Raw genomic sequence first — 18,139 nt, forward strand, 5'->3', positions numbered from 1 at the left:
ATCTGTATTTTATGATTTATCGGAACATTCATCTCCAGTTCCGTTTACCCTAATAGCAAACAATTGATAAAAATAACTGAAAAAAAAGAAATTTTTTCTATGAAATTCATTAAACCATTAGCATTAGCTTTTCTGTTACCAGCTACCTTTTATGTAGCGGAAGCAACAATGCCAACCACGTTAACTGCGGAAGCGCGAGCGATTCTATCACAAGATAGTGTGGCTTTGAATCAGAAATTACCCTTCGATAATGAAGTGGTTACAGGTAAACTCAAAAATGGATTTACATACTTTATTCGTAAAAATAGCGAGCCGAAAGGCCGTGTTACGATGTATTTGGGTATGAAAGCAGGCTCTATTCTGGAAAATGAAAAGCAACTGGGCTTAGCCCATTTTTTGGAGCACATGAATTTCAATGGTCTGAAGCATTTTCCGAAAAACGAATTGGTCAATTATCTGCAAAAGGCCGGGGTTCGCTTTGGTTCGGATCTGAATGCCTACACCAGCTTTGACCAGACCGTTTACCAATTGCCAATTCCTTCTGATGACCCTGAACTTTTGAAGAATGGTTTGCAAGTCATGCGCGACTGGGCCCAAGATGCACTATTGGATGCTGAGGAGATCGATAAAGAACGCGGAGTTATCTTAGAAGAGAAGCGCGGCGGGAGAGGAGTGCAACAACGTCTCCAAGATCAATATTTTCCAATGTTGCTGAATGGTTCGCTTTATTCCAAACGCTTACCAATCGGTACGGAGGAGATACTTAAAACGTTTCCTTATTCGGAAATACGCCAGTTTCACCAAGACTGGTATCGTCCCGATTTGCAAGCTTTAATTATCGTAGGAGATATTGATCCTAAGGAAATGGAAGAACGGGTGAAGGTGTTGTTTGCCGATATGAAAATGCCCAAGAAAGCATTGGAGCGTAAAAAATACCGGGTAGACCTGCTAAACAAAAACCAGTTCTTAGCAATTTCAGATCCAGAGTTACCTTATACGGTGGCTCAGATTCTCATCAAAAGCGAAAAGGATAAAGTGGAAACCGTAGGAGATTACAGAAACGAACTTTTGAAAAGTGTTTTCAACAAGATGATCGCTGGGCGTTTTTCTGAATTGATGCAACAGCCGAATCCTCCTTTTATGCAAGCCGGTGGAAGTATTAGCGATTTTGTGGCCAACCTCAATACCTTTTCATTGTTGGTTGTGCCTAAGCCCGGGGAGCTCGAGTCGGGATTTAAAGCTATGTTAACCGAATTTGAGCGCATCCAAAAGTATGGTTTCACACAAACGGAGCTGAACCGTGCTATTGCAGATATGAAAAAAGGTAATGAGATGTCTTTTATCGAACGCGATAAAAAGAAATCGGATAGCTATGTCAATCGTTATCTCAATTATTTTATCGATGGCGAACCTGCTTTAAGCAATGAAGATGCCTACCGTCTGACTAAGCAGCTGCTGCCGACTTTAAAACTGACTGAGGTCAACGGCTTGGTAAAAAAATATTATACCGATCTGAACCGCGATGTATTGGTGATGGCGCCCGAAAAAGATAAAGCAACCTTGCCGACTGAATCTGCGGTAATGGGCTGGGTAAAAGCAGTTGAAGAGAGCCCCGTCACTGCTTATGATGATAAAGTTTCTGATCTTCCGCTACTCTCAAAAGAACCCGTGAAAGGCAAGGTTGTATCGTCTAAAAATATTGATGCCGTTCAAGCAAAAGAATTGACACTAAGTAACGGCGTAAAAGTGATCCTTAAGCCTACGAATTTTAAAAACGATGAGATCCAGATCATGGCGTATAGCCCGGGAGGAACCTCGCTCTATAACGACGCCGATTACTTTTCGGCCGCCAATGCATCTTCTTTAATTGATGCCAGTGGTGTAGGGCAAATGAGCAACATTGAGCTCACAAAGTACCTTTCAGGAAAAGATGTTTCGATCTCTCCATACATCTCCGAACGTTATGAGGGTATTTCAGGTCGTACAGATAAAGAAGGTTTGAAGAACGCTTTTGAATTGATTTATGGTTATTTTACTGAACCTCGTTTAGATCAGGATATTTTCCAGAGTACAATGACCAGAGCGAAAGGATCTTTGGAAAATAGATTAAGCAACCCCAATAATGTGTTTTCCGACAAAGTGAAAGAAGTATTGTACGGTAATAATGTCCGTCGTCAAAATCCGACAGTCGAAATGATCAGCAAAATCGATAGGGACCGTGCGTTGGCAATTTATAAAGAACGCTTTGCGGATGCCTCTGATTTTGTGTTTACCATCGTAGGGTCGTTTGACGAGAATCAGATTAAGCCTTATTTAGAAACGTATCTCGCTTCGCTACCGATTCAAAAAAGAGGCGAAAGTTATAGAGATCTAAATATTGTGGAGCCAAGCAAAGGCGAACGCATAGTTGTTCACAAAGGCAAAGAAGAAAAGGCGAGCACACAATTGGCGTATTATGGAGACTATAGTTTTGGAGAGGCTGAAAATGTCAATATGGAAGCTTTAGAAAGTGTGTTGACGATCAAATTACTTGAACGACTTCGTGAAAAAGAAGGTGGTGTCTATGGTGTAGGGGCTCAGGCAAATTTCAATAAGCTACCAAAACCCCGCTATGCTTTTTCTATTGGCTTTGGTTCAGCAGTTGATAAGACTGATGCCTTAATCGCTTCGGCATTGGATGAGGTCAAAAAGATTCAGGAACAAGGACCCGACAAAGGGGATCTGGAGAAATTTCTGGCAGAGCAACTGCGACAAAACGAGTTAAATCTTCGTGAAAATAGCTATTGGTTGAACTACATATCCAGTTCTTATCAGAATGATCTCGATCTTATGCGCTATACACGCAGGTTGGATAATTTGAAAAAGGTGACACCAAAGTCCGTACAGGATGTTGCAGGAAAATATTTGAAAAAGGATCGACTTTTTGAATTTATTTTGATGCCGGATTCAAAATAAGAGGTACATAAAAAATCCCAATCATTTCTGATTGGGATTGCCAAAATTTTTAATAAGTATCTCTTGTTAACCCAAGTAGGATTTTAAGATTTTGCTTCTTGAAGTGTGTCTCAAACGTTGAAGAGCTTTGTCTTTGATCTGACGAACGCGCTCACGTGTCAAACTGAATTTCTCTCCGATTTCCTCTAACGACAGTTGGTGATTGGAACCTAATCCAAAGAAAAGTACGATAATTTCACGTTCTCTTTCTGTTAATGTTGCCAATGATCGTTTGATTTCTTCGGATAGTGATTCATCGATCAAAGAACTGTCTGTGTCTGGATCATGGTTTTCCAGTACGTCCAAAAGTGTATTTTCTTCACCTTGAACAAAAGGAGCATCCATAGATACGTGACGCCCAGAGTTACTTAGGGTATCCGAAACTTTGTCTACCGTAGTTTCGAGAATATCCGCTAATTCTTCTGGAGACGGCTCTCGTTCGTATTCTTGTTCTAGTTTTGAGAAAGCCTTACTGATTTTGCTCAATGAACCAACTTGATTCAATGGCAGACGTACGATACGTGATTGTTCAGCAATTGCTTGAAGAATAGATTGGCGAATCCACCAAACCGCATAAGAAATAAATTTAAAACCCTTTGTTTCGTCAAAACGTTTAGCTGCTTTAATTAAGCCCAGGTTACCTTCGTTGATTAAATCACCTAAGGTTAAACCTTGATTTTGATATTGTTTTGCTACTGATACGACGAAACGAAGGTTGGTTTTAGTCAATTTTTCCAAGGCAACTTGGTCACCTTCACGGATGCGCTGTGCTAATTCAACTTCTTCTTCTGCTGTAATTAAGTCTACTTTACCAATTTCGTGTAAGTATTTGTCCAAAGACTGTGACTCACGATTGGTAATAGATTGTGTAATTTTGAGCTGTCTCATTAATTTTTATTAATTCTCCTCTCTAAGAAATGTTTGCGAAAATACGAAAAATTTTTGAATTATTAATGGAAAATTGATTAACTAACCACTCATATCTAATGAGTTAGGTTTTTTTGATATGGAATTTAAAGCTATCAAAAACTATTCCATTTTAATGTTTTTTTTCTTATATTTACCACTAATCGTATTCAACTATTTGACTGCTAAAGCGCTAAAGGGTTTAATTTTTTTTCTTATTATTCGCAATCTAACGGTCTGATAGTTGATTTATGTTCCAATTCATATTTTCGAAATTTATTTTAAAATGATAATTTTATGATAAAACAAAACTGTGTGTGTTTTTGTTTTAGTAAAGACATTAATAAATTTTAAAGAATAAAAATTATATTATGCCAATCTTAATTCACTTGGATAGAATAATGAAAGAGAAAAAGATGTCACTTAATCAATTGAGTGACAAAGTCGGAATTACATTGTCTAATCTTTCAATCATTAAGAACCAAAAAGCAAAGGCATTGCGATTAGACACCCTTGAAGCGATATGCAAAGCATTAGACTGTCAGCCTGGTGATCTGCTGCAATACGATGATGGTGGGGACTAGAAAGGCTAAAATCGATAGCCTTTTAGAAAATCCACTACATTCATTCTTTTTTTGCCTTCCAGTTGAAGGTCAGAGATAATAAGGTAGCCGTCCTGAGTCGCAATTTTTAAGAAACTTTTTTTATCGGTGGCAAGTGTGCCCGGCACTGTACCAGTATGGACAGTTTCTTTTTTCGCATCATAGATTTTTAATACCTTTTCATTTAGCAGCGTAAATGCAGCAGGGTAAGGGCTTAAGCCTCGGATGAAGTTGTAGACAGTTTCTGTTGGTTGATCCCAATTTATTTTACAGTCTTCTTTAAAAATTTTTGGCGCATGTTTTAAAGGCCCTTCTGTTACAACGACCTCTTGCGGCTGAGGCTGTAAAGTTCCTGCTTTTAATTGTTGGATAGTTTGAAGAAGCGTTTCTGCCCCCGCAACCATGAGCTTATCATGAAGATCGCCCGCATTATCGGTATCTTTGATCGTCACTTTTTTTGACAATAATATATTGCCGGTATCGATTTCGTGTTGTAGCAAGAAGGTAGTTACTCCGGATTCTTTCTCCCCATTTATAATTGCATGGTTAATGGGCGCAGCTCCTCTATACTGGGGTAGCAGAGAGGCGTGAACATTGATTGTTCCAAATTTAGGCATATTCCACACAACCTCAGGAAGCATGCGAAAAGCAACTACAACCTGTAGGTCAGATTGGTAGCTCCTCAGTTCGTTTAAAAAAGATTCCTCGCGCAGCTTGACCGGCTGGAGAACTGGAATGTGATGTTGTTTAGCAAATATTTTTACGGCCGACTCGTGTATTTTTTGTCCACGTCCAGCAGGTTTGTCCGGAACCGTTACTACAGCTACGACTTGTTCGCCAGATTGAATAAGTGCCTCAAGTGAAGCGACAGCAAAATCGGGAGTACCCATGAAAATAATACGCATAATATTTTTTTAAAACTCTTTAAACAGGTGTCGTAATGGATCCTGGAATGACCTGCTACAAAACACCTAATTATTTGTCATTTCAGTTTTGAGACTAACAAATTTTTATAACTTTGCGAAGTTACATAAATATATTTAAAGCTTGAATTTTCCTTATTTTTTAGCAAATCGGATTGCATTTTCTGGCAAAAGAACGTTTTCAAAATTGATCGTTCGGGTAACTATTGGTGCTATTGCTCTTGCAATTGCAGCGATAATTATCTCGATTGCAGTATTGCGCGGATTCAAAGACGAAATTATAAGTAAGCAAAGAAGCTTTTTTGCAGATGTATTGGTGCTACGTTACGACCTCAATAAATCGTACGAGAATGCCGCGATTTCGCTTACGCCAAAGCTTCAAAAGTCAATACTGGCTATTCCTGAAGTAAGTTCGATCAGTTCTTTTGCGACCAAGGCAGGGATTATTAATGTAAACAATGAGGTTGAAGGCGTAGTGCTTAAAGGTATCGATTCATTGTATAATCAACAGCCCTTTCAGCGTATGTTGATTGAAGGGAATATGATAGACTTTAAATCGGACGATGCTGATAATCAGATTTTGGTATCCAAGTATCTTGCAGATCGATTATTGTTGAACGTTGGTGATGATTTTATCATGTATTTCGTCCAAGACCCAATCCGTAAACGTAAATTTGTCATAAAAGGAATTTTTAATACGGGTTCTGAAGAGTTAGATAAGGTTTATGTGATCGGATCGCTCCATGTTATTCGCAAACTAAGTAACCTCGACGATCATGAAGTGGGCGGTTATGAGATTAGAATTAAAGATTTTAGTCAGCTTGCACAGACAACCAGTAAGGTGGAAGATCTATTGCCTATCGATATGCAGGCCATCAATATTAAGGATCAGGTGCCGGATATTTTTCAGTGGCTGGAATTGTTGGATATGAATACCAAGATCATTTTTATATTGATGACTGTAGTCGCTATCATTAATATGATCTCTGCACTGTTGATCACAATCCTTGAGCGCACATCGATGATCGGTATTTTAAAAGCACTGGGCTATCACAATGCCGGAATTCGTCGGGTCTTCATGTATAGTGCACTTTACCTGATCGGTCTTGGATTATTAATTGGTAATCTGATCGGTTTGGGCTTTTACTTTTTCCAGGACTTTACCCACTTTTTTAAATTGGACGAGAAAACCTATTACATCTCCTATGTCGCTGTTAAGCTGCAGTGGTCTGATGTGATTTTAGTCAATTTGGCCGTTGTATTTATTGGGATGATTTCATTGTTCATTCCTTCTATGTTAATTACCAAAATTAATCCAATTAAGGCAATTTCTTTTAAGTAGCACTGTTTTTAGACATCGCATTCTAAAAAAAATCGTATTTTTAGTGCTGTTAACTATTTTTCGAGCTGTATAGAAAAATAAGTAGTTATGTTTTACGGTTAGTATACAAGCACTTATGAATAAAACTTTTGAGCATATTTCCCACGCTTTCGAAGCGCCTTTACAAAATCCTGTACTTATATTTTCTCTGGTACTTTTTATTATACTTTTATCACCTATTGTACTACGCCCAATTAAGGTTCCGGGTATTATAGGATTGATTATATCGGGTGTGATTATTGGTCCGCATGGGTTAAATTGGCTGGAGAAAAATTCGGCTATTACACTATTTTCAACAATAGGTCTTCTCTATATCATGTTTATCGCCGGCCTCGAGTTAGATATGAATGAATTTAAAAAGACCAAGAACAAAAGTCTGCTTTTTGGCTTCCTGACATTCATTGTTCCGATCAGCATTGGCTATCCGGTTTGTCACTTATTACTCGGATATGGTGTATTGCCAAGCTTATTGATTTCGAGTATGTTCGCTACCCACACATTGGTTTCCTATCCCATTGTAAACAGTTATGGTATTTCGAAAATGGAAGCTGTTGCCATTACGATCGGTGGAACAATCCTGACGGATACGGCTGTGTTAATTATACTTGCTGTTATTACGGGAGTGTCTCAGGGCAATATTGGAAATGAGTTTTGGATAACGCTGGCAATTTCTTTCGCCATCTTCCTTTTTATCATGTTTGGTGTTATTCCACGAATTGCAAAATGGTTTTTCGAACGTCTGGGGAGTGAAAAGACCTCCAATTATATTTTTGTTCTTTCTGTGGTGTTTTTTGCTGCTTTTTTAGCCGAAATTGCCGGTCTAGAGCCTATTATTGGAGCATTCGTGGCAGGTTTGGCCCTGAACAAACTGATTCCTCATTCCTCCGCTTTGATGAATCGGATTGAGTTTATTGGGAATGCAATTTTCATTCCGTTTTTCTTGATATCGGTAGGGATGATTGTCGATGTGAGTGTGATTCTGAAAGGTCCACAAGCGCTTATAATCGCGGGGACGCTCACCGTTGTGGCGATCGTCGGAAAATATGTGGCGGCCTGGTTGACACAGATTGTTTTCAAGTATAGCCGTGGTCAGCGCAATCTAATATTTGGGTTGAGTAGTGCGCATGCTGCGGCAACATTGGCTGTAATCATGGTTGGCCATAAGAATGGAATTATCGATGAAAACGTACTTAATGGAACGATCTTGTTGATTTTGGTTACCTGCATTGTCGCAACTGTGGTTACGGGGAATGCTTCACGTAAAGTGGTGATGGACGGAGAACAGGATGAAGAACATACGGATGTAGTGAAGGAAAAAGACGAAAACATTCTCATATCAATCGCTAATATGGATAATATGGAACCTATTCTTGATTTTTCAACCTACATTAAGAGTAAGAAGTGTTCGTATCCCGTCAGTATTGTTTCTGTTGTGAAAGATAACGAACAGGCACAATTGAACATGTCAAAGGCACGGAAAAATCTGGATAACATGGTGCGTTATGCCTCTGGCAGTGAGACAAGTGTTAATATCAGTGCAACAATAGACTTGAATATTGCCAGCGGAGTGGCGAGGTCTGCTAAAGAAGTTTCTGCAAATTGTATTGTTTTGGGCTGGCCGAGTGCAGCCAATTTTATGGATAAGTTTGTGGGGGAGAAAACGGAAAGTATTTTAAATCGAACGTCAGCGAATGTGATGTTATGTCATTTTAAAAAACCCTTTATCTCCAACAAGTCCATTATCGTTTTTGCTCCGCCCATGTGTGAGGCCGAATTTGGTTTTGAGTACTGGCTGGAAAAGGTTGTCAAGCTTGCTCAGGAGTTATCTATTCCGATCACGTTTGTTGTCGATGAGCGCTCTGCTGCCGCCATTGAAGAATATCTTGTTGAGTTGAAAAATTCTGTTCCTGTTACTTTTAGACATTACAATGCCTGGGACAATTTGCAGGGGCTTAAAGCGTTTAAGGAAGAAGGGGCGATGTTCATTTTCGTTTCTGCCAGAAATGGTGAAGTTTCTTATCGCGATTCATTGGATGGTGTAGCAAAGAAATTAGATCGGATTTATGCAAACGAAAATCTTGTTTTAGTGTTCCCTAGTAGGATTGAAAATGCACACATCGATGAGTATGAAGATGTAGAAGCTGCTCCAATCTTTAGAAAGATTAGCAAAGAAATCGGAAATATGTTTAATAAGGGATAGTAATTTGTCCGTTAAAATTGAAGGTTATGTCAAATAAGATTACAATGTCAAGCGAAGGCGTCTTACAGGTGCCAGATTTCCCAACAATTCCTTTTATTATCGGTGACGGTATAGGTCCTGACCTTTGGCATGCGGCCGTTCGTGTGTTTGATAAGGCGGTAGAAAAAGGGTATGGTGGACAGCGTAAAATAACATGGAAAGAGGTGTTGGCAGGCGAGAAGGCCTTCAAAGAAACGGGTGAATGGCTGCCAAGAGAAACGTTGAATATATTGAAAGAATATCTGGTTGGCATCAAAGGGCCGCTAACAACACCTGTTGGGGGAGGTATTCGTTCGTTAAATGTTGCATTGCGTAAGGATCTGGATCTGTATGTTTGTCAGCGTCCTACCAAATGGTTTAAAGGAGTTCCTTCGCCTGTTAAACATCCGGAATATGTGGATATGGTTATCTTTCGGGAAAATACGGAGGATATTTATGCGGGAATAGAATTTCAGGCGGGTACAGCTGAAGCCAATAAACTTCAAGATTTTTTGCACGATGAGCTTGATATCGACTATGGCTTTTCGGCGACTACAGGAGTCGGAGTTAAATTAGTCTCTGAGGAAGGTTCTAAGCGATTGGTTCGCGCTGCTATAGCACACGCTATTGATCACAGTTTACCTTCCGTGACGATCGTTCACAAAGGAAACATCATGAAATTTACCGAAGGGGCGTTTAAGTTATGGGGCTATGAGGTTGCTGAGAAGGAATTTGCCGATCATACGTATACCTGGGGGCAATGGGAGCGCACAAAAGCTGATAAGGGTGAGGAGGCTGCCAATCAAGAGCAGAAAGATGCGCTGGGATCGGGGAAAATTTTAATTAAAGATATTATCGCAGATAATTTTTTACAGCAAATTCTGCTCAATCCACGTGATTTTTCGGTGGTCGCTACATTAAATCTGAATGGTGATTATATTTCAGATGCTTTGGCGGCAATGGTTGGGGGGATAGGTATAGCACCCGGGGCGAATATTAATTTTAAAACTGGGCATGCCGTTTTTGAAGCAACCCATGGTACTGCGCCAAGATTTGCCAATACCGATACCATGAACCCCTCTTCTGTGATTTTGAGCGGTGTCATGTTATTTCAATACCTGGGCTGGAACGAGGCAGCGGACGCAATTGTAAAGGCTTTGGGTGAGACAATAATAGCCAAGACGGTGACGATAGATTTTTATAATTTGATGGACGATGCTACGTTAGTCAAAACAAGTGAATTTGCGGATCGGATGATTGAAAAAATATAAGCATTTTATTTTTCGAGATATTAAGCAGAAATTAGAATAAAATTTCTGCTTTTTTATGGATTATAATCAACTGCCGGTTTTTGTAAGGGAATCGAATATTTTTACTGAAAGTGATAAAATTAAGTTAGCTCAGATCGAACGTTTACCGACGCCTCAGGAGGTAGATGAGATTACGAGCCTCCCCGAAATTTACGAATTGTTAAATGCCTTTATTGGCGATCAATCCGCCCGTAATACTCATCTGCAGTTAAAAGCAAAGGAGTATTTGCAAGAGAATCAGTTAGATATGGCCTGGCGTGTACTGCTTATCTGATGTTTTTTGCATTAAATTTGGTATTTTTTGTGCGATCTTTTTATTGAAATCATTTGTAATTTTTTAAATTTTCAATAAAAAAACAGATTAGTTGAAAAATATATAATTTTATTTTAACTTTGGTTTTTAAAACAACAGATTGCTTAGCTAGGGTTAAACAAAAGCAATCAAACAAACTATAACATCAATGAAACATAATTTTGGAGCAGGTCCATGTATTCTGCCAAAGGAAGTATTTCAACAAGCCTCAGAAGCTGTAATTGATTTTAACAACACCGGTTTGTCAATTTTAGAGATCTCTCACCGTTCCAAAGAGTTTGAAGCAGTGATAGATGAAGCGACACAATTAGTAAGAGAGTTATTGGCAGTACCGCAGGGATATTCGATTCTTTTCCTTCAAGGCGGGGCTAGTTTGCAATTTGCGATGGCACCTTTGAATCTTTTACCTGAAGGAGGTAAAGCCGCATATTTGGATACTGGTGTGTGGGCGACAAAAGCATTAAAAGAAGCCAAAAAATTTGGTACAGTAGATGTTGTCGCTTCGTCCATCGATAAAAATTATTCCTACATTCCTAAAGGATATGTTATTCCTTCGGATGCAGCATATTTCCACTATACGGCCAATAATACTATTTATGGGACGGAAGTCTTTGAAAAGCCCGCCACGACGTTACCCGTGGTTGTGGATATGTCTTCAGATATTTTCTCACGGGAAATCAACGTTGCAGACTACGATTTGATCTATGCAGGAGCGCAAAAAAATATGGGGCCTGCTGGCGTTACGCTTGTTATTGTCAAAGATGATATGCTGGGTAAGTCAGGACGCGTTCTTCCATCGATGTTGGATTATCAATTGCAGATAGCTGGTGGTTCAATGTATAATACACCGCCTGTATACTCCATCTTTGTTTCGATGTTGAACCTACGCTGGTTAAAAGCAAAAGGTGGTGTTCCTGTATTGGAACAAGAAAATATTATAAAAGCACGTGCTTTATACGATGAAATTGATCGTAATCCATTATTTAAAGGCACTGCTGCTGTAGAAGACCGCTCTCGTATGAATGTGACGTTTGTAATGGATACACCAGAGCTGGAAGCTGAATTTTTGGCTTTGGCAAAAGAACGCAATTTGATTGGAATCAAAGGTCACCGTTCGGTCGGTGGATTTAGAGCTTCCATCTACAATGCGTTACCACTAAGTAGTGTAAACGCACTGATTGATGCGATGAAGGAATTTGAAGACACCCATACTGCCTAAAGCTGTATGCATGTTGCTGAAGTTTAAATAGTGGCAAATAAACCATTAGTTTAGATGAAGAATTAACGAGGTCAAATCTTTTCACATGATAGGTCTTCGGATAAGTTGAATGTTACTGATACTTTTAAAAACGATTTATAAAGATGAAAATATTAGCAAATGACGGTATCGATCCACTAGGAAAAAAAATGTTGGAGGATGCTGGTCATACGGTAGATACCAATCATATCCCACAGGAGGAGCTTGCAGCAAGGCTACCTGCCTATGATGCAATCACGGTGCGTAGCGCAACCAAAGTTCGCCAAGCCCTGATTGATGGCTGCCCCAATTTGAAAGTGATTGGTCGTGGTGGGGTAGGTATGGATAATATTGATGTAGACTATGCCCGTTCAAAAGGGATTGCGGTTGTCAATACACCGGCGGCATCTTCATTATCGGTTGCTGAGCTGGTTTTTGCCCACTTATTGAATGGTGTACGTTTTTTATACGATGCCAACAGGAAAATGCCTGTTGAAGGCAATACAAAATTTGGTGCACTCAAAAAGGCGTACGGTGCTGGAACGGAGCTACGTGGCAAGACGATCGGTATTGTTGGTTTTGGCCGTATCGGTCGCGAAGTGGCTAAAATCGCTATTGGTTTGGGTATGGATGTTGTTTACACGGATTTATTCGAGGGACCAAAAGCGTTGACGGTAACACTTTCAGGTGGTATACACGTGGAGGTTCCGATTAAACAGGTTGACATGGAAAGCCTGTTGAAAGTTTCTGACTTCATCTCTTTGCATGTTCCATTCTTGGATAAACCGGCTATCGGAGCTGCTGAGTTCCCATTGTTGAAAGATGGCGTTGGCTTGGTCAATGCCTCAAGAGGTGGTGTTATTGATGAGTTGGAATTGGTCAAAGCATTGGATTCGGGTAAAGTTGCCTTTGCAGGTTTAGACGTGTTCGACAATGAGCCGACTCCACGCGAGGAAATCTTAACGCACCCAAAAATTTCATTGACGCCACATATCGGGGCGGCAACCAATGAAGCGCAAGAACGGATCGGCGAAGAATTGGCCGGCCTGTTGATCGAAAACTTGAAGAAGTAATTCTTCCGCATAACACAAAGATATGCGGCACAAAACTTTCATGATTTTGTGCCGCATTTTTTTTAATATAAATTCATGAATTGCCTATATTGGCACACAGAAATTTAATAATTGTAACTTCAGTATGAAAGTTTTAAAATTTGGTGGTACTTCCGTGGGGAGTGCAGCACGTATCAAAGGGTTGTTGGATATTGTAAACCCTGCTGAACGTCAGATCGTCGTGTTGTCCGCAGTTGCTGGAACGACAAATGCTTTGGTCGAAATAAGTCAAGCTTACACAGCAGGTAAGAAGGACGAAGCTAAAGATTTGGTCAAGAAGCATAAGGATAAGTACGAAGACCTTATTAAAGAACTTTTCAGCACTGAACAAGGATATAAAAATGGTAAAGAATTGATCGATTACCATTTTAATCTGATTTCTACCCTAGCCAATGAATTATTTACATCAATCGAAGAGAAAGTGATCTTGGCTCAAGGCGAGTTGATGTCTACTGCCTTATGGCATTTCTACCTCAATGAAATCGGTATTAAATCCGTGTTGCTGCCGGCCTTGGATTTTATGAAAATCGACGAGGACAATGAGCCTATGGTCGAGTATATTGGTGAAAAGCTGAGCCACATCCTGGCGCAAAGCCCAGCGAATACGTTATTTATCACACAGGGTTTTATTTGTAGAAACTCGTTCGGCGAAATCGATAATTTGCGCCGTGGTGGGTCGGATTATACCGCATCTTTGATCGGCGCTGCAATCCGTGCTGATGAGGTTCAGATCTGGACAGATATCGATGGTATGCACAACAATGATCCACGTGTCGTGAAAGGTACAACACCGATTGCACACCTGAGCTTTGATGAAGCTGCCGAGCTGGCTTATTTCGGTGCTAAGATTTTACACCCGCAATCGGTATTTCCTGCACAGAAATATAATGTTCCTGTCCGGTTGTTGAATACCATGGAACCGAATGCCAAGGGTACATTGATCAGTAAAGACGGTGCTCAAAAAGGTTGTATCCGTGCCATTGCCGCGAAGGATGGTATCACGGCAATCCATATCCATTCCTCGAGAATGCTCCTTGCTTATGGCTTTTTACGTCGCGTATTTGAAATATTCGAGCGTTACAAAACGCCAATCGATATGATTACGACTTCGGAAGTAGCCGTATCGTTGACCATAGACGATACCACAAACTTGACTGATATTATTAAAGAGGTGGAAGATTTTGGCTCTGTCACCGTGGATGGCGATCAGACCATTGTTTGTGTTGTCGGAGATTTTGGATTGAATAGCCACGGATATGCTGCTCGTGTACTGGATGCTGTTAAACACCTGCCTGTCCGTATGATTTCCTATGGGGGTTCAGACTTTAACGTGTCGATTCTATTGAATTCAGATCATAAAACTGAAGCATTACGTTCACTGCACAATCGTTTATTTTAAGTTTAGGTTTTATATGATAAATACAGATATCGCGGCGAAATTTGCGGAGAACGAAACGCCGTTTTATTATTATGATCTGAATGTGTTGAACAAGACTTTGGAAGCTGCACATGTTGCATCCCACAAACGGGGATTTCACGTTCACTATGCATTAAAAGCCAATTTTAATGATCAGTTATTGAAAGCCATCCAATCGGTCGGCTTTGGAGCGGATTGTGTGAGTGGCAACGAGGTAAAGAAAGCCATTGAATGTGGCTTTGATTCTAAAAAAATTACCTTTGCCGGCGTTGGTAAATCCGATAAGGAAATCAATTATGCACTCGATCAAAATATCTTTGCATTTAATGTGGAATCTATCCAGGAGCTTGAAGTAATCAATGAACTTGCCTCCAACAAAGGTGTGAAGGCCAATGTTGCGTTGCGGATTAATCCTAACGTGGATGCGCACACCCATCATTATATTACCACGGGGCTTGATGAAAACAAATTTGGCGTACCCAATGCGGATTTGGAAAAATGTGCCGCAGTGCTTAAAAGATGCGAATTCATTGAATTGGTAGGCCTGCATTTCCATGTAGGTTCGCAGATTACGGATATGACGGTATTCAAAAGTCTATGTGTGAAGGTCAATGAATGGAAAAACTGGTTTGAGGAACGTGGTACACAAATTCGTGTGTTGAATGTTGGCGGTGGACTGGGGATTGATTATAAAAATCCTGACGGAAATGCAATTCCTGATTTTGAAGCTTATTTTGATATTTTCGATCGCTTCCTGGAGCTTACGCCACAGCAGGAAGTGCATTTTGAGTTGGGGAGAGCTTTGGTCGCGCAGTGTGGAAGCCTCGTTAGCCGCGTGCTATATGTCAAAAACGGTGTAAAGAAAAACTTTTTGGTATTGGATGCGGGAATGACGGAATTAATGCGTCCGGCTTTGTATCAGGCTTATCATAAAATAGAGAATATCAGTGCCGCAAATACGGCTGAGCCTGTGAACTATGACGTTGTTGGACCGATCTGTGAATCGTCCGATTGCTTTGGTAAGGAAGTTCCACTTCCTATTTCAAAACGTGGTGACTTGATCGCCATTCGATCGGCTGGAGCATATGGAGAGGTGATGGCTTCGCGGTATAACTTACGGGAAGAAATTCGTTTTGTATATAACACGCAGTTATAAACTGCGGTAACAGAAAATTCATTTTAAAGCCAGTCCAAAATAAGGACTGGCTTTTTGGTGTCCATACTGTCGTGTGCGTGTGTGCAGCGTGCTATTTTGTTCATCATTTTATTGATTGTCTTTTGTATACTTGTTTATGCTAATGACCATCGAATTTCCAGTAACGATTGATCTGTTTGGAAAAACATTTCTCCTACATCCTTTTATGGAAGGGCTGGGCATGTTTATTGGTATGCGCTATTATCAGTTGCTCAAATGGAAGGATCAAGAAAGCCTGGGGCATAGCAATTCACTTCTTATTGTCATCGCAGCAGGAGTAGGGGCGCTCATCGGATCACATCTTATCGGCTCCCTGGAGCGTCCGGACGAATTGCTTAGCGCGAGCAATATATGGGCCTATATCTGGGTAAATAATACCATTATAGGGGGCTTAGCCGGTGGTTTGATTGCAGTTGAACTGATGAAAAAGCTCATGGGGAAAAAAGAGAGCACGGGCGATCTGATGGTTTTCCCCCTGATTGTGGCCATCGCCATTGGTAGAGTTGGTTGCTTTTATACAGGAATCTTCGAACAAACCTATGGTCTGCCTACCGAATGCCCATTTGGGATGTATCTCGGTGACGCTTATAAACGTCATCCGGTGGCGCTGTATGAAATTGCATTTCTCCTTCTTTTATTTACAGCGCTCCAATGCTTTAAAACACGCTACAATTATCATAAAGGGGTATTATTTCAGCTTTTTATGCTCAGTTATTTTAGCTTTCGTTTTGTGTTGGATTTTATAAAACCGCGGGCGATTATTCTTTTTGGCCTCAGTACCATACAAATTACGTGCATCGTGGTGATAATTTATTATATTTATTTATTAAAAAGTGAACGTTTCATCAAAAAATAGGAACTATGTATTTGCTTGAAGGATCATTTGGGTCGGAAAGTACTGCAATGTTGGGACTGTTTCTACTTACCATAGGGGCTATTGTGATCGGTATTGCGCTCTTGGTGATTATTATCGGTTCGATTATCAAAGCAGGCAATAAGGAGTCAAAATTCAATGTTAACCCCTGGCTGAAAGTACTTTTGGGTGGAATTGGTGCGATGTTGGCAGGAGGACTTGCCTGTGGTCTGACTTTTATGAACTAGAAATTGTCTTTATGCCCGTTAGAAACTACACCTATTACGACTATACCATCAGTCTCTGTCCAACATGTCTTTCGCGTGTTGGCGCAAAAATCATTATTGAAAATGAGCAGGTGTTCATGACAAAAACCTGTCCCGAGCACGGATTTTTCAAAACGCTGATTGCTACCGATGTGGACTATTATAAAAACATTCGAAATTATAATAAGGCTTCGGAGACTCCTTTAAAATTCGATCATCAGGTTCACTATGGTTGTCCCTATGATTGTGGTCTATGCATCGATCATGAACAGCACAGTTGTCTCTCGATCATCGAGGTGACCGACCGGTGTAATTTGACCTGTCCAACCTGTTACGCGATGTCTTCGCCCCACTATGGGCGGCATCGGTCACTGCAAGAGATTGAGCTGATGTTGGATAAAATCGTCGAAAGTGAAGGTGAACCCGATGTCGTTCAGATCAGCGGCGGCGAACCAACCATTCACCCTGATTTTTTTAAGATTTTAGATATCGCAAAAACGAAACCCATCAAGCATCTGATGCTCAATACGAATGGGATCCGGATTGCCAATGATCCCGGTTTTGCGGAGCAACTCGCCACTTATGCGCCCGAATTTGAAATCTATCTCCAGTTTGATTCTTTTCGCCCATCGGTGCTCGAAAAGTTTCGGGGCAAGGATTTGACAGCTATTCGAAAAAAGGCTATTGACAAATTAAATGCTTTGAATTTGAGTACAACACTGGTGGTGGTGCTGGAGAGAGGGGCTAATGACGATGAAATTGGCGATATATTGGACTTTGCATTGAAGCAGCAATGCGTTAGGGGGGTAACTTTCCAGCCGGTGGAAATTGCGGGTAGAAATGCGACCGATGCGTACCATCATAAAATGACGCTTACTGAAGTACGCCAAGAAATACTGAATCAGTGTTCATTGTTGGATCCTCATGATATTATCCCTGTACCCTGTAATCCAGATGCGTTGGCTATGGGCTATATCTTGAAGATAGGAGATGAACGGATACCGTTAACCCGACATATTGATCCCGCTTTGCTGTTGAATAATCAATCCCGCAACACCATTGTCTATGAGCAGGACAAGGGGGTACAGATGCAGTTGCTGGATATTTTTAGTACGGGAATTTCCGTAGACAGCGTCAAACCAAAAGTTAATCAGCTGCTTTGCTGTCTGCCGGAGGTTTGTGCTGCCGACCTCGATTACGACAACCTTTTTCGCATCATCATCATGAATTTTATGGATGCTTACGACTTTGACGTTCGCGCTGTTAAAAAGTCCTGTGTGCATATTGTCAATAAAGATTTGAAGATAATTCCATTTGAAACAATGAATTTATTTTATCGTGATGATAAATTGAAGCGTCTGGAAGAACTTAAATTATCGGACGCTATTCGATTTTAGTGTTATATAAGCTAT

15 protein-coding genes are annotated in these 18,139 nt (G+C 40.4%); 13 read left to right on the forward strand and 2 right to left on the reverse strand.

Going from position 1 to position 18,139, the window contains the following annotated elements:
* Positions 1–99 precede the first annotated feature (99 nt).
* A complete protein-coding gene (locus J2X77_RS00325; RefSeq protein WP_310078506.1) occupies positions 100–2,955 on the forward strand; it encodes an insulinase family protein in 2,856 nt (951 codons plus the stop codon).
* 66 nt (positions 2,956–3,021) lie between these two features.
* Here J2X77_RS00325 and J2X77_RS00330 read toward each other — a convergent pair whose 3' ends face one another.
* Positions 3,022–3,882, reverse strand: a complete 861-nt coding sequence (locus J2X77_RS00330) for an RNA polymerase sigma factor RpoD/SigA (protein WP_209575686.1) — start codon at positions 3,880–3,882, stop codon at positions 3,022–3,024.
* 389 nt (positions 3,883–4,271) lie between these two features.
* Here J2X77_RS00330 and J2X77_RS00335 point away from each other — a divergent pair, with 389 nt between their 5' ends.
* Positions 4,272–4,484, forward strand: a complete 213-nt coding sequence (locus J2X77_RS00335) for a helix-turn-helix transcriptional regulator (protein ID WP_209575684.1) — start codon at positions 4,272–4,274, stop codon at positions 4,482–4,484.
* Positions 4,485–4,489: 5 nt separating this feature from the next.
* Here the strand turns inward: J2X77_RS00335 and fmt are convergent, their stop codons facing one another.
* On the reverse strand, positions 4,490–5,407 hold the full coding sequence (fmt, locus tag J2X77_RS00340) for a methionyl-tRNA formyltransferase (RefSeq protein WP_310078507.1): 918 nt from the start codon (positions 5,405–5,407) through the stop codon (positions 4,490–4,492).
* A 142-nt stretch (positions 5,408–5,549) separates the two neighbouring features.
* Here fmt and J2X77_RS00345 point away from each other — a divergent pair, with 142 nt between their 5' ends.
* The 11 genes from J2X77_RS00345 (at position 5,550) to J2X77_RS00395 (ending at position 18,124) form a co-directional block, all read left to right on the forward strand.
* Positions 5,550–6,767, forward strand: coding sequence for an FtsX-like permease family protein (locus tag J2X77_RS00345; RefSeq protein WP_209575680.1), 1,218 nt, complete (start codon positions 5,550–5,552; stop codon positions 6,765–6,767).
* 115 nt (positions 6,768–6,882) lie between these two features.
* Complete coding sequence (locus J2X77_RS00350; RefSeq protein ID WP_209575678.1) at positions 6,883–9,006, forward strand: cation:proton antiporter; 2,124 nt, start codon at positions 6,883–6,885, stop codon at positions 9,004–9,006.
* A gap of 26 nt (positions 9,007–9,032) precedes the next feature.
* The gene (gene icd / locus J2X77_RS00355; RefSeq protein ID WP_209575676.1) at positions 9,033–10,295 is read left to right on the forward strand and encodes an NADP-dependent isocitrate dehydrogenase; all 1,263 of its coding nucleotides are present in this window, start codon (positions 9,033–9,035) and stop codon (positions 10,293–10,295) included.
* Between the two features lie 55 nt (positions 10,296–10,350).
* The gene (locus tag J2X77_RS00360) at positions 10,351–10,608 is read left to right on the forward strand and encodes a hypothetical protein (protein ID WP_209575674.1); all 258 of its coding nucleotides are present in this window, start codon (positions 10,351–10,353) and stop codon (positions 10,606–10,608) included.
* 187 nt (positions 10,609–10,795) lie between these two features.
* Positions 10,796–11,866 (forward strand): 3-phosphoserine/phosphohydroxythreonine transaminase, encoded by a 1,071-nt coding sequence (gene serC, locus J2X77_RS00365; RefSeq protein WP_209575672.1) that lies wholly within the window; start codon positions 10,796–10,798, stop codon positions 11,864–11,866.
* A 143-nt stretch (positions 11,867–12,009) separates the two neighbouring features.
* On the forward strand, positions 12,010–12,957 hold the full coding sequence (locus tag J2X77_RS00370; RefSeq protein ID WP_209575670.1) for a D-2-hydroxyacid dehydrogenase: 948 nt from the start codon (positions 12,010–12,012) through the stop codon (positions 12,955–12,957).
* Between the two features lie 124 nt (positions 12,958–13,081).
* Positions 13,082–14,395, forward strand: a complete 1,314-nt coding sequence (locus J2X77_RS00375; protein WP_209575668.1) for an aspartate kinase — start codon at positions 13,082–13,084, stop codon at positions 14,393–14,395.
* Between the two features lie 13 nt (positions 14,396–14,408).
* The gene (gene lysA, locus J2X77_RS00380) at positions 14,409–15,569 is read left to right on the forward strand and encodes a diaminopimelate decarboxylase (protein WP_209575666.1); all 1,161 of its coding nucleotides are present in this window, start codon (positions 14,409–14,411) and stop codon (positions 15,567–15,569) included.
* 142 nt (positions 15,570–15,711) lie between these two features.
* A complete protein-coding gene (locus tag J2X77_RS00385) occupies positions 15,712–16,464 on the forward strand; it encodes a prolipoprotein diacylglyceryl transferase (RefSeq protein ID WP_209575664.1) in 753 nt (250 codons plus the stop codon).
* 5 nt (positions 16,465–16,469) lie between these two features.
* Positions 16,470–16,709, forward strand: coding sequence for a hypothetical protein (locus tag J2X77_RS00390; RefSeq protein WP_046675824.1), 240 nt, complete (start codon positions 16,470–16,472; stop codon positions 16,707–16,709).
* An 11-nt stretch (positions 16,710–16,720) separates the two neighbouring features.
* Positions 16,721–18,124 carry a radical SAM protein gene (locus J2X77_RS00395; RefSeq protein ID WP_310078508.1) on the forward strand — a complete coding sequence of 468 codons (1,404 nt, stop codon included), beginning with the start codon at positions 16,721–16,723 and terminating at the stop codon, positions 18,122–18,124.
* The last annotated feature ends 15 nt before the right edge of the window (positions 18,125–18,139 follow it).

This window comes from Sphingobacterium sp. 2149 (assembly GCF_031455655.1).
GTDB lineage: Bacteria > Bacteroidota > Bacteroidia > Sphingobacteriales > Sphingobacteriaceae > Sphingobacterium.